The following is a 12,986-nucleotide window of genomic DNA, read 5'->3' as shown; positions in this document are numbered from 1 at the left end:
GGCCGACGCGAGCTGGCGGACGTGGCCGTGGGTGAACCCCCGCAGCCACGACCCGCAGGTCGAGGGCGCCCGCAGACCGGTGAACAACCGGCGCACCCCACCATGCCGGATCACATCGAGGTCCTCGATCGAGTCCGCCCCGGCCACCATCCCAGCCACGATCGACAACGCTTTCGCGCCTGTGTTCGCACCAACCGGAATCCCCAGGTCAACCCGGCCTTCGATCAGCCCGCCCAGGCCGATGTCCTCCGCCAGCCGCAGCACCGGCACCAGCCCCGCGCACGACACGAGACCCGCATCATCGAACCTCACCGACACCGACCCGGCAGTATGAGAAGATCGCATCCAGCAGATGCCCTCTCGCTAGAAGGATTTTGTTCCGTCGCAAGAACAATCATCCCAAGCCAGAGGGCATTTGCGTACCCAGACACACCCCCACCCCCACACCACACCGGTGAATCCAGGTTCACCGTCTCAAAGGGACCCTTCACGACATCCCCACGGACCGCGAAACTCACGTGAGCGCCGCACCGGAGACCGTGAGGGCGTGACCGCTGGTGCCGGTGAGGCGAGCGTGGCGAGGGATCGAGTCCGTGGCTGCGATCAACCGCACCCGGGATCACGTAGGTACCTGAAACACAGTTCGCACTAACCCGAGTCGCCACTCACAACCCACCCCGATCGATAACCCCAGTATTATCGATCGAGTCGGCTTTCCGCGTTGATCAAGGCCCGGCACCGCGAGAAGCTGTTCCTGTCAGCGAGCCTGCTGAACAAGGAAAACCAAGGAGACGCCACCATGTTCGACCCCATCCTCCTCCGGGCCGCCGACGCCGAGATCGTCAGGGACGCGCCGGGCAGCGAGATCACGCTGCTGGCCGACTCGGACACCACCGACGGGGGCTTCACCGCGAACCGCGCGACCTTGAAGGACGGCGTCTTCGGCACCCCGGCCCACTTCCACACTCGCGCGACCGAGTTCTTCTTCGTGCTCGAAGGAAAACTCCAGGTCCTCGTCGAGGAAACCCTGCACACGCTGGAAAAGGGCGACTTCCTCGCCGTTCCGCCCAAGGTGCCGCACGCGTTCGGGCCCGCCGACGGCTCGGACGCCGACGTTCTGGTGACCTTCACGCCGGGCATGGCCCGCTTCGATTACTACCGGCTCCTCGACCGGGTCGCGCGTGGCGAGGCCGACCCTTCGGAGATCGCCGCGTCCTCGAAGCAGTACGACAACCACTACGTCGACAGCCCGATCTGGCGTGCCGCGCGCGGCCGGTGAGCGTCAGTCGATGACCGCGGTCGCCTCGATCTCGACGAGGTGCTCAGGTACGTCGAGGGCCGCGACGCCGATCAGGGTGCCCGGCGGGACCGGGGTGCCGCCCAGTTCGGCGGCGGCCCTGTCCACGCCTTCGAGGAACAGCGCGAGTTTGTCCGGCGTCCAGTCGACGACGTAGACGGTCATTTTCGCGACGTCGTCGAAAGTGGCGCCGGCCGCGGCGAGCGCGGTACCGATGTTCAGGTAGCACTGTTCGACTTGAGCGGCGAGGTCACCTTCGCCGACAACGGCACCGTCGGCGTCCCAGGAGACCTGCCCCGCGATGAAGACCAGCTTCGACCCGGTCGCGATCGACACCTGCCGGTAGGCGGGGATCTCCGGCAATCCCGCGGGGTTCACCAGGGTGATGCTCATCAGTACTCCTCGTGGTCACTTGTGGTTACCCAGGAACTGTAGGAGAGTGTGCGGCGACCTGGAAGAACGCACTTTTTCGTGACTGGGGAACCTCATGGTGACCAAGCAGCTCAGCGGCACGACGGACGACGCGGATCTGATGCGCGCGGACTCGCTGGCGCGGGAGATCTTCTCCGACGTCGCCAACAAGTGGGCGCTCCTGATCATCGAGACGGTCGGCGACCGCACCCGGCGGTTCACCGAACTGCGGAACGACATCGAGGGCATCAGCCACAAGATGCTCACCCAGAACCTGCGCATGCTGGAGCGCAACGGCCTGATCGAGCGGACGGTGCATCCGACCGTCCCGCCGCGCGTCGACTACACCCTCACCGAGGCCGGGCGCGGCCTGCGCGCGACGGTCGACGGGATGTGCGACTGGACCCACCGGTTCCTCGGCCACATCGAAGACTCACGACGCCGGTTCGACGCGCCTGTTAACGGTTAAAAGCCTGGTCAGGCTCTCGGCTCGTTCACCTCGCCCCGGTACGGATCTATGCTCGTCGCGTGACGTCCGGCGGAGCGGATCCCCAGCCCGGGCTGGAGCGGTTGCTCCGTGACGGGCCCTTCGCCGACGCGCTGCGCGAGGCGATCCGGGCGCGCGGCCTCAGCCTGGAGCGCCTGCGCGACCACTTGCGCGCTCGTGGCGTCTCGATCACGGCGGCGACGCTCAGCTACTGGCAGTCCGGGCGAAGCCGCCCGGAACGCCGGGATTCGGTACTCGGACTCCGCCATCTCGAACAGGTACTGGAGGTGGCGCCCGGCAGCTTGACCGCGCTGCTCGGCCCGCCGCGGGCGCGGGGCCGGTGGCCGGCCCGTGCCGACGGGCTGCCGGAGATCGGCCGGTACTGGCCGGACCGCACCCGGATCGACGCGGCCGTCAGCGAGGTCGACACCCGGTGGGACGAGCGGCTGACGAGGATCAGCCAGCATGACGTCGTCTCCGTCGGCCCCGGCCGGGAGGAACTCGCGTTCCGGTCGCGGCAGGTGCTCCGCGCCGAAGCCGACGGCCCGGACCGGTGGGTGGTGATCGTCCACATCGACGAACACGACCGGCCGTTGCCCGCGGTGACCTCGTTGCGGGGCTGCCACCCCGGCCGGAGCGTGCACCGGCCCGAAGACGGACTTCTCGTGATGGAACTGCTCTTCGAGCGGCCGCTCACGAAAGGCGAAACGGTCATCACCGAGCACACGCTGGTGAACAGTGCGCCGTTCCCGCACGCGACGAACTACGAACGCAAATTCCGGCTGCCCGCACGGGAGTACGTGCTCGAGATCCGCTTCTCCCCCGATGCGCTCCCGGCCCGGTGCCGCCGGTATTCCGAACAGGACGGACAGCCCGCGGAACGGACGGAAGCCCTGCCATGCGCCGACTCCGTGCACGGCGTCGCGTTGAATTTCGGGCCCGGCAGGTTCGGATTCGAGTGGGACTGGGACTCTTAATTGTTAACGACTCGCGGGCCTGCAATTCCGCGAGGTTCAGGAACTACCGTCGGCGCACCTACTTTTCGATTCGAGGAGTGCGCATGCGACGGCACCGCAGAATGTTTTCCTGCCTCAGTGTCATGGCATTGGCCGCGGCGGGATTCACCCCGCTGGCACAGGCCGCTTCCCCGCCGGCTCCTGTCCATCCCGACGCCGAGGTGAACGGCGTGGCGGCCGCGTTCGGCCTGACCGTGTCCCAGGCGAAATCCCAGCTCGCGGCGCAGGACGAGGCCCACCGGCTGGCCGCGTCGCTCCCCGCCGGACTGCGCGCCCGGTCCGCCGGACAGTGGTTCGACGCGGCCACGGGCAAGCTGACCTTGGCCGTCACGAACGCGGCGGACGCCGACGCGGCGCGGAGCGCCGGTGCCGAACCGCGGCTGGTTTCCCGGTCCAAAGCCGACCTGGACCGGACCGACGAGGCCGTCCGCGCGCTTGTCGGCGACGGTGTCCCCGGCGTGTTCGGCTGGGGTGTCGACGTCCGGAACAACGAGGTCGGCATCTCGGTCGACAACTCCCGCAAGACCGCCGCGACCGAGAGTTTCCTTTCCCGGGCAAGGGATCTCGGCGTACGGATCACCGAAACCGGGTCTTCGCCGCGACAGCAGGCCGGCACGATCCAGACCGGGAACCCGTGGTGGCCGGGTGGCGAGACCAACTGCTCGGTCGGCTTCGGCGCGACGGATTCGTCCGGCGCCAAGCACTTCCTCACCGCCGGGCACTGCACGAACGATCGCGACCAGGCCGCCTACGGCGCGCAGGGCCAGCAGAACCGGATCGGCACTTCGAACGTCGGCGGGACGCGCAGTGTCAACGCCCGCGAAGGCGACATGGGCGTGGTCGCGGTGACGCAGTCCGGCTGGGAACTCTCCGCCGCGGTCAACACGTGGGGCGAACCCGCCATCACCGTCACCGGCTCGGCCGAGGCCATGGTCGGCGACCGGGTCTGCCACTCCGGCAACACCTCGAAGTGGAAATGCGGCGAAGTGAAGTACACGCACAAGGCCGTCGACTACGGCGGCGGCCTGATCATCGAGGACCTGACCTGGACGACGGCCTGTTCGCTCGGCGGCGACTCGGGCGGTGGCTGGCTGCTCGGCACCAAGGCGGTCGGCCTGCACGACGGCGGCCCGTCGCAGTGCGTGGAGAACCCCAGCGACGGGGACATGTCGATCTTCCAGCCGGTGATCGAGGCACTGACCAAGTGGAACCTCACCCTGGTGACCGGCGGAGGCGACACCACGGCACCGAGCGCGCCCGGCAACGCGCGATCCACCGGCTCGACACCGGACAGTGTCTCGCTCGCTTGGGACGCCGCCACGGACAACGTCGGTGTCGCCGGTTACGACGTCTACAACGGTTCGACACTGGCGACGTCCGCGACGGGAACCAGTGTCACCGTGACCGGGCTCAGCCCCGATACCTCGTACGGCTTCACCGTGAAGGCCCGCGACGCGGCGGGGAACGTGTCGCCGTCGAGCGGCGTCGTGTCGGTCAAGACGCAGCCCGGCACCGGCGGCCGGACGCTGAGCAACGGCACCGACTTCGCGATCCAGGACCACCGGCAGGTGTTCAGCCCGGTCACCTCGGCCCTCACCGGGCAGGCCGCGGCGTCGCTCGGGATTTCCGTGACGATCCGGCACACCTGCGCCGAGGACCTCGGCGTGACGGTCCTGGATCCGAACGGCAAGGCCTATCCGCTCAAGTACAGCGGCGGTCAGGCCTGCACCGCGTGGAACGGCGCCCGGACGTTCTCGGTGCCCGGCGCGTCGTCACCGGCGGGCGGGAAGTGGCAGCTCCGCGTCACGGACTACGGGCCCGGTGACACGGGGGTGCTCGATACCTGGTCGCTGACGCTCTAGGCGAGGTCTCGTGCGGTGGTCGGTCCGTGAAGGCCTCCTTGAGGGACTCTGGGTCCCTCAAGGAGGCCTTCACGGACCGGTGAACGTGCCCTACGGCAGCCGGACCACCCGCAAGAAGGCGGGCAACAGCCACGGTCGCGGACCGCTGACGACGATCTTGCGCGTCAGCGCGGCACGCGCCTTGCCGACCCGGTGGAACAGCATCAGGTTCAGTGCCGGCGGGTCGAACGAGATCCGCACGTCGACCGGCCCGCCGGGCGGCTCCACCGTGACCTGCCCCCGATGCAGCACCAGCACGACCGGTGACGTGTAGGCCGACCGGAACGCCACGGCGATCCGTCGTTCCCGCGGCGGTGCGTCGGTGTCGAGAAGGTGGCCGGTGTCGTGGGTCAGCACGCCGACCATGAAGAGGTCGAAGAACAGCGCCGCGTCACCCGGTGGCATCGTCCACGGCAGCTTCAGCGCCTTGGCGATGTCCCAGCCGTGGATCTGCAGTTCGTTGACCAGGTGCGCGAGGACTCCCGCTAGCGGCACCTTCGAGTCACCGAGCCAGTCCAGCGGGGTCGCCGGATCGGCGTCCTCGGTCACCCGCAGCACCTCGTCGATGTCAGCGAGCAGTCCGGTCACCAGCACGCCGATGTCGCGTTCGGGAAAATCTCGTAACACCAAGGTGTTCAGCACGGAAACGGTGTCCACAGTGGTCTTTTGGACCTGGCTCTGCCCGCGGGCGTCCAAGAACGGGGTGCTGTCCGGGCGCGCCAGCGACGTGTACATCTTCGCGATCATCGCGACGTGGGCCACCGTGTCGGCCGCCGTCCAGTCCGCGGTGACCATCGCGTCCGGATCCGGAACGCGGGCCACCAGTTCCGCGAACCGCGCCCCTGTCACCCGATAGGCGCGCCGCACCGACTGCCATCGATCCGCCGTGATCGCTGTGGTCACGGGCCGATTTTATCTTGGTGGGACGGCGAATCCTTCGGCTTTCGTGCTGTCTTCGGACGCAGTGACCGTACTCACTACGGAAATCGACGTGACACGCACCGACCGACCCAGGCAGACTGGACGGCAGATCAGCCTCGCCTTCGCTGTCACCGTTGCCGGCGCCGAAGGCGGGCAACGCGGACTTGCGCCCTTCCAGGAGCCCTTCACTGATGACCGAGACCCTGCCCGAAACCGCCCACGACCAGGAAAGGGCACCGGCGAAAGCCGGGCTCCTGATCGGGGTCCTGGTCCTGTCCGCGTTCGTGATGATCCTCAACGAGACCATCCTGAGCGTCGCGCTGCGTGACCTGACCGTCGACCTCAAGGTCCCGACCACCACGGTCCAGTGGCTGACGAGCGGCTTCCTGCTCACCATGGCGGTCGTCATCCCGACCACCGGGTTCCTGCTCGAACGGTTCACCCCGCGCCAGGTCTTCCTCGCTTCGCTGACCCTGTTCAGCACCGGCACGCTGGTCAGCGCGCTCGCCCCGGGCTTCGCGCTCCTGCTGACCGGCCGGGTCATCCAGGCCTGCGGTACCGCGGTGATGCTGCCGCTGCTGATGACCACGGTCATGCGCCTGGTGCCGGTGGAGAAACGCGGCGCCACGATGGGCACGATCACGATCGTCATCGCGGTCGCCCCGGCCATCGGCCCGACCATCGGCGGTGCCGTGCTCTCCTCGCTCGGCTGGCGCTGGATGTTCTGGATCGTGCTGCCGCTCTCGATCGCCGCCCTGGTGGTCGGCATGCTGCAGCTGAGGTTGGAGAGCGACACCCGCAAGGTGCCGCTGGACGTGCTGTCGGTGATCCTGTCCGCCATCGGTTTCGGTGGCGTCCTGTACGGCCTGTCGGTGTCCGGAGAGTCCGCGGGCGGGCATCAGCCGGTGCCGCCGTGGGTGCCGATCGCCGTCGGCGCCGTGGCACTCGTGGTGTTCACCTGGCGCCAGCTGCGCCTGCAGAAGGAAGATCGCGCGCTGCTGGACCTGCGCCCGTTCACCCACCGCAGTTTCGTCGTCGCGCTGGTACTGACGGCGCTGCTGTTCATGTGCCTGCTCGGCGCCGCGGCGATCCTGCTTCCGCTGTATCTGCAGACCGTCCTGCACACCAGCACGTTCGTCAGCGGGCTCGCGGTGCTTCCCGGCGGCCTGGCCCTCGGGCTGCTCGGCCGCCCGGTCGGCGCGCTGTACGACCGCTTCGGCCCCCGGCCCCTGGTCATCCCCGGCGCCGCCGCGATGGCGGTCTCGCTGTGGCTGTTCGCCCTGCTCGGTCCGGGATCGCCGCTGGTCGCGGTCATCGCCATCCACGTCCTCCTGATGTGCGGGCTCGGCCTCATGATGACGCCGCTGATGACCGAATCCCTCGGTTCGCTGCCCGAGCACCTCTATTCACACGGCAGCGCGATCCTCGCCACCCTTCAGCAGCTCGCCGGCGCGCTCGGCACCGCCATGTTCATCGCGGTGGCCACGGCGAGCACGACCACGGCCGGGGCGGCCAGCCCCGACGCCGGGGGCATCCGCATCACGTTCATGGTCGCCGGTTGTGTCGGACTGGCCGCGTTCGTCGGTTCGCTTTTCGTCAAGAAGAGCGCCGGGGCGACCGCGGTGGCCGCGCACCACTGACGCCGGAACCGTTCCCTTCGCGCCCGCCGCTGCCTTCACCGGAGGCACGGCGGGCGCGCGGCGTTCGGCCACTTTCCGGCCGTAGGCGATGGCGGGCTGTTCGACCCAGCGGCGCAACGCGCACGCGAACAGCAACGCGACACCAGTGGTCGCCGCGGCCTTGGCGAGCCCGCTGGGCAGCAGCCAGCCAGTGACCCCGGCCGCGCCCGTCTGGGCGAGGTAGAGCGCGTAGGAACGATCGCCGACATAGGTCATCGGCCTGCTCGAAAGCAGTTTCCGGACCGGACCGGGCGAAACGACGGCCACGAGCAGCAAGGCCGAGCCCGCCGCGTAGACCGGGACCACGAACTGCCAGTGTCCGCCGAGTGCCTTCGCCAGCGGGCCGACGGAGAACTGCAGGACGACGAACCCGCATCCGATCGCCGTGGCGACGGCGGGCCTGGTCAGCGGCCGGAACAGGGCGAACCCGCGCGGATGGTGGAGGGTCATCGCCAGCAGGCAGCCGATGACCAGCGAGCAGTAGTGCACCGAAAGGCTCGCCCAGGTGTGTGACGGCGCCAGCGGAAGCGCGAACAGCACCACACCGAGGACGACCGACGCGCCCAGCAGCAGGCGCAGCGCCGTCTTCCCGCTCCGCGCGAACGACGTGAGCACCAGCAACGCGGGCCACACCAGGTAGAACTTCTCCTCCACCCCCAGCGACCACGACGTCGGATAGGGCGTGTTGTAGTCGACGAGTTCGTTGCCGAAGACGAGGTAGTACGGCATGGCGTCGGCGAGCCTGCTGCTCTGATACGTGCCGCCGAGCACCACCGCGAGCGTGGTCAGCGCCAGGAGCAGGAAGTACACCGGCATGATCCGGAAGACCCGGCGAACGAAGAACCCGCGCAGCGAGATCCGGCCGTCACGGTCTTCTTCCCTCAAGGCCAGTGTCGTGATGAGGAAACCGGACAGCACGAAGAACAGCTGCACGGCGATCCAGCCCTGCAGGCGGTCGACGACGGGACCGCCGTAGTGGAAGAACACGACGGCCACGGCGGCGAGCGCGCGCACGCCGGTGAGGCCGGGGAACCACGACGAGGCCAGGTAGTCGGCGTGGCCGAGCGGCCGCCACCAGGAGTGACGCGAGGGAGCGAACATGCCCCGAAGGTTCGGGTGTGAACGCTGAACGGAAGCTTAAGGAAGCTGAAGACGTCTTCAGCTTCGCGCTTCCGCCAACGGCAGGCGGACGACAAGGCTGGCTCCGCCGTCGTGGTCGGCGACCTCGACGGTGCCGCCGTGCGCCCTGGCGATCTCGGCGACGATCGCCAGCCCGAGTCCGGCGCCACCGTCGTCACGCGCGCGTCCGTCGTCCAACCGCACGAAGCGGTCGAACACCCGCTCGCGGTCGGCGGCGGGGATGCCGGGACCGTCGTCGGTGACCGTCAGCACCCCGAAACCGTCCACTGTGGACGCCGTCACCTCGACGCCGGTTCGGGTGTGGCGTTGCGCGTTGTCCACCAGGTTGCGCAGCAACCGTTCCAGCCTGCCGCGGTCACCGAGCACCGTCGGATCGCCCTCGATCCCCGCACGTACACCCTGCCGTCCGGACAGACAGGATTCGACCACTTCGGACAGTCGCACCGGCGTGAACCGTTCCGGTGCCGCGTTGTCCAGCTTGCCGAGCAGCACGAGATCGCCGACGAGGTCCTGCAGCCGGGTGACGTCGAGGAGCGCGTTCCGGCACGCGTCACGCCAGTCCAGCCGGTCCGGATGCGCGAGCAGCACCTCCAGCTGAGTCCGCAGGGACGCCAGCGGAGTGCGCAGTTCGTGCGACGCGTCCGAGGTGAACCGGCTCTGCCGGGTGACCGCGGTGTCCAGGCGGGCGAGCATCGTGTTCATCGTTTCCGCGAGCTTCGCGATCTCGTCGGCACTGTCCGGGGCCGGGACCCGGCGGGAGAGATCGTGCGCGCCGATCTCCGCGACCTCCGAGCGGATCGCCTCGACCGGCCGCAGCGACCGGCGGACCGCGAGCCACGCGATCGCCCCGATCAGCAGCGCGATCACCGGGACTCCGGCCAGCAGCGTCACGCGCACCGAATCGAGCGCCGCCTGTCCGGACTCGTCGACGACGGCGGCGCCGTAGACCCGGTACTTGCTGTCCCCGCTCGCGAACGCCGAGACGTGCAGCCGAAGCCCGTTCTGCTCGGGGTCTTGCCCGAGCACGGGCGCACAACCGACGGATTCCTGCGCGCCGAGGTCGACGTCGCCGGGATCGAGGATACGGACGTCGTCGCCGTGCTCGAAGCCTCCACCCGACGCGATCGCCCCGGAGCGCAGGCCGGGACAGGAAGCGACCCGCTCACCGCTCTGGGTGGTCACTTCGTAGATCGAGTCCCGCACGAGCAAGCGCAGATCGGCGGGTGCCGCGCCGTTGTTCAGCAACTGGACGATCGCGGCCGCCCTCGCCCGGGCCAGCTGCGCGGCACCGTGCCCGAGGCGGCTCTGGGCATCGAGCACGAGCCACGCCGAAACGACCGTCAGAGCGATGAGCGACGCCAGGAAGGCGGTCAGCGCGACCCGGAACCGGGTGGTCCGCGAGAACCTAGGCACCGGAGCCCACCACGTGGTAGCCGGCGCCGCGCACCGTCCGGATCGTCTCCACCCCGAACGGCAGATCGATCTTGCGCCGCAGCGCGCTCATGTGGACCTCCACGAGGTTCGCGGTCGCCGACGCCGCGAAATCCCAGAGGTTCTCCAGCAGTTCCGCCTTGGTGACCACTTCGCCCTGCCGCTTCATCAGATAAGCCAGCAGCGCGAACTCCTTGGTGGTCAAGGGAATCTCGGCCCCGCCGCGACGGCAGCTGTGACTGGCCTGGTCGAGTTCGAGGTCACCGAGCCGCAGCGTGCCCGGCCGGGTCGCTCCCCCGCGCCGGATCAGCGCCCGCAGCCGGGAGAGCAGGACGCCGTACGAGAACGGCTTCGGGAGGAAGTCGTCGGCGCCGGTGTCCAGTGCCTCGATCTCGTCGTCCTCCCCGTCCTTCGCGGTCAGCATGAGGATCGGGGTGTCGTCACCTCGTTCGCGGAGTCTCCGGCAGACGCGGTAGCCGTTGAGGCCGGGCAGCATGATGTCGAGGATCATCGCGGCGTAGGGATGCTCGGCGGCGTACCAAAGCGCGTCGCGGCCGTTGTGCGCGACGTCCACGGCATACCCTTCGGCACTCAGCCCGGCGCGCAGCGATTCGGCCAGCCGCCGCTCGTCTTCCACGAGCAAGATCCTCATCGGCTCACGATCCCATACGGCCGGGCCCGAACTCCCGAAGCCCGATCCCACTGTCCGGGTGAAGGCTTCGCGGCCATCGGGCGGAGCCTTCCACCGGGTGGCCCAGTCCTTTCGTAGCTTTATGGGAGCGATCCCACACCTCGGACCCCTCATCCTTGCCATGACCGATCCGTCCCTTTACGGTCCTCGATGGGAGCGCTCCCATAATTCGGATTCCGGTCGCAAGGAGGCGACGTATGAGATTCCGCAGAAAGGGTGTTTCGGCACCACTGGCCATCAGCGCGGTACTCGCGATGGTGGCGGTGCCGGTGGTGCTGGGCTCGAGTGCCGAAGCGGCGCCGGGCTGCAAGGTCGACTACACGATCACCAACCAATGGGACACCGGTTTCGGGGCGACCGTGACCGTGACCAATCTCGGCGACCCGATCAGCGGCGGTTGGACGCTGAGCTGGGACTTCCCCGGCGACCAGCGGGTGCAGCAGGGCTGGAACGGGAACTTCGGCCAGCAAGGTACGCGCGTGACGGTCAAGGACGCGGGGTGGAACGGTTCGATCGGGACCGGCGCCACCGTCTCCCCCGGGTTCAACGGAAGCCACTCCGGCACCAACGGGAAACCCGCGATCTTCACCTTGAACGGCACCACCTGCACCGGTTCCACCGTCCCCACCACCACGGCCTCGCCGACCACCACGACCACCACGCCGGGTCCGGGCGGCCCCAAGGTGGACAACCCCTATGCCGATGCCGGTGTGTACGTGAACCCGGACTGGTCGGCGAAGGCCGCCGCGGAACCGGGCGGCGCCCGGATCGCGAACCAGCCGACCGGCGTCTGGCTCGACCGGATCGCCGCCATCACGGGCACGAGCACGAGCCGCGGGCTGCGCGGTCATCTCGACGAAGCACTCCGGCAGGCCGCCGGGAAACCGTTGGTCGTCCAGCTGGTGATCTACAACCTGCCCGGACGGGACTGTTCCGCGCTCGCTTCGAACGGCGAACTCAAAGCGGACGAACTCGCGCGGTACCAGACCGAGTACATCGACCCGATCGCCACGATCGTCGCCGATCCGAAGTACTCGACGTTGCGGATCGTGAACGTGGTCGAGATCGACTCACTGCCGAACCTGGTCACCAACGTGACGCCCCGCCCGACGGTCACGCCCCAGTGCGACGTCATGAAGGCCAACGGGAACTACGTCAAGGGCGTCGGCTACGCGCTGGCGAAACTCGGTCCGCTCGCCAACGTCTACAACTACATCGACGCCGGGCACCACGGCTGGCTCGGCTGGGACGACAACCTCGGCCCCTCCGCCGCGCTCATGGCCGAGGCCGCACGGACCTCCGGGAGCACGACGGCCAACGTGCACGGCTTCATCGCCAACACCGCGAACTACGGTGCGCTCAAAGAGCCGTACTTCACCGTGAACGACAGTGTCGGCGGCACTTCGGTGCGGACGTCGAAGTGGATCGACTGGAACCGCTACGTCGACGAACTCTCCTACGCCCAGGCGTTCCGGCAGGAAGCGGTGCGGGCCGGATTCCCGGCGGACGTCGGCATGCTCATCGACACTTCCCGCAACGGCTGGGGCGGCACCGCGCGGCCGACCGGGGCCGGGCCGTCCACCACCGTCGACGCCTACGTGAACGGCGGCCGGACCGATCGCCGCATCCACCTGGGCAACTGGTGCAACCAGTCCGGCGCGGGGCTGGGCGAGCGCCCGAAGGCCGCGCCGGAAGCCGGGATCGACGCCTACGTCTGGATCAAGCCGCCGGGCGAGTCCGACGGTGCCAGCAAGGAGATCCCGAACACCGAGGGCAAGGGCTTCGACCGGATGTGCGATCCGACGTACACCGGTAACCCGAGGAACCAGAACAACCTGTCCGGCGCGCTGCCCGACGCACCGCTTTCCGGGCACTGGTTCTCGGCGCAGTTCCAGGAACTCCTGAAGAACGCGTATCCGGCGCTGTAAGTAGCGCGAAGCAGTCTCAGGTCGGTGGGGGTAGGGGCCCACAGGGGCGAGGGGGGGCGCAAACGGGGCGAAACAGGCACACAC

Annotated in this window: 10 protein-coding genes and 2 pseudogenes; 6 read left to right on the top strand and 6 right to left on the bottom strand. The window is 68.7% G+C overall.

The window, feature by feature from the left end; all coding sequences use genetic code 11:
* A pseudogene (locus ACIHAO_RS40930) lies at positions 1-318 on the bottom strand (IS1380 family transposase); the annotation flags it as partial.
* Between the two features lie 481 nt (positions 319-799).
* On the opposite strand from ACIHAO_RS40930, the gene ACIHAO_RS40925 reads away from it, so the two are divergent.
* On the top strand, positions 800-1,279 hold the full coding sequence (locus ACIHAO_RS40925; RefSeq protein ID WP_396567380.1) for a cupin domain-containing protein: 480 nt from the start codon (positions 800-802) through the stop codon (positions 1,277-1,279).
* Positions 1,280-1,282: 3 nt separating this feature from the next.
* Here ACIHAO_RS40925 and ACIHAO_RS40920 read toward each other — a convergent pair whose 3' ends face one another.
* The gene (locus ACIHAO_RS40920; RefSeq protein ID WP_396567378.1) at positions 1,283-1,690 is read right to left on the bottom strand and encodes a RidA family protein; all 408 of its coding nucleotides are present in this window, start codon (positions 1,688-1,690) and stop codon (positions 1,283-1,285) included.
* A 94-nt stretch (positions 1,691-1,784) separates the two neighbouring features.
* On the opposite strand from ACIHAO_RS40920, the gene ACIHAO_RS40915 reads away from it, so the two are divergent.
* The 3 genes from ACIHAO_RS40915 (at position 1,785) to ACIHAO_RS40905 (ending at position 5,073) form a co-directional block, all read left to right on the top strand.
* Positions 1,785-2,177: a helix-turn-helix domain-containing protein gene (locus tag ACIHAO_RS40915; protein WP_125795551.1), complete on the top strand. Its 393-nt coding sequence runs from the start codon at positions 1,785-1,787 to the stop codon at positions 2,175-2,177.
* Between the two features lie 59 nt (positions 2,178-2,236).
* Complete coding sequence (locus ACIHAO_RS40910; RefSeq protein WP_396567375.1) at positions 2,237-3,172, top strand: multiprotein-bridging factor 1 family protein; 936 nt, start codon at positions 2,237-2,239, stop codon at positions 3,170-3,172.
* Between the two features lie 122 nt (positions 3,173-3,294).
* Positions 3,295-5,073 carry a fibronectin type III domain-containing protein gene (locus ACIHAO_RS40905; protein WP_396567373.1) on the top strand — a complete coding sequence of 593 codons (1,779 nt, stop codon included), beginning with the start codon at positions 3,295-3,297 and terminating at the stop codon, positions 5,071-5,073.
* A gap of 90 nt (positions 5,074-5,163) precedes the next feature.
* Here the strand turns inward: ACIHAO_RS40905 and ACIHAO_RS40900 are convergent, their stop codons facing one another.
* Positions 5,164-6,015 (bottom strand): maleylpyruvate isomerase N-terminal domain-containing protein, encoded by an 852-nt coding sequence (locus ACIHAO_RS40900; RefSeq protein ID WP_396567371.1) that lies wholly within the window; start codon positions 6,013-6,015, stop codon positions 5,164-5,166.
* 209 nt (positions 6,016-6,224) lie between these two features.
* Here ACIHAO_RS40900 and ACIHAO_RS40895 point away from each other — a divergent pair, with 209 nt between their 5' ends.
* Positions 6,225-7,673, top strand: a complete 1,449-nt coding sequence (locus ACIHAO_RS40895; RefSeq protein ID WP_396567369.1) for a DHA2 family efflux MFS transporter permease subunit — start codon at positions 6,225-6,227, stop codon at positions 7,671-7,673.
* 126 nt (positions 7,674-7,799) lie between these two features.
* Here the strand turns inward: ACIHAO_RS40895 and ACIHAO_RS40890 are convergent.
* The 3 genes and pseudogenes from ACIHAO_RS40890 to ACIHAO_RS40880 form a co-directional block, all read right to left on the bottom strand.
* Positions 7,800-8,813 (bottom strand): annotated as a pseudogene (locus ACIHAO_RS40890) (acyltransferase family protein); the annotation flags it as partial.
* Positions 8,814-8,870: 57 nt separating this feature from the next.
* On the bottom strand, positions 8,871-10,265 hold the full coding sequence (locus ACIHAO_RS40885) for a sensor histidine kinase (RefSeq protein WP_396567367.1): 1,395 nt from the start codon (positions 10,263-10,265) through the stop codon (positions 8,871-8,873).
* The gene (locus tag ACIHAO_RS40880) at positions 10,258-10,935 is read right to left on the bottom strand and encodes a response regulator transcription factor (protein WP_396567365.1); all 678 of its coding nucleotides are present in this window, start codon (positions 10,933-10,935) and stop codon (positions 10,258-10,260) included. Before ACIHAO_RS40880 ends, ACIHAO_RS40885 begins: the two co-directional genes overlap by 8 nt.
* A gap of 236 nt (positions 10,936-11,171) precedes the next feature.
* Between ACIHAO_RS40880 and ACIHAO_RS40875 the strand changes: the two genes are divergently transcribed.
* Positions 11,172-12,902: a glycoside hydrolase family 6 protein gene (locus ACIHAO_RS40875; RefSeq protein WP_396567363.1), complete on the top strand. Its 1,731-nt coding sequence runs from the start codon at positions 11,172-11,174 to the stop codon at positions 12,900-12,902.
* The last annotated feature ends 84 nt before the right edge of the window (positions 12,903-12,986 follow it).

This window comes from Amycolatopsis sp. NPDC052450 (assembly GCF_044547565.1).
Taxonomy (GTDB): Bacteria; Actinomycetota; Actinomycetes; order Mycobacteriales; family Pseudonocardiaceae; genus Amycolatopsis.
Note: the sequence above shows the minus strand (reverse complement) of the source record. Positions and strands in the feature narration are given on the sequence as shown.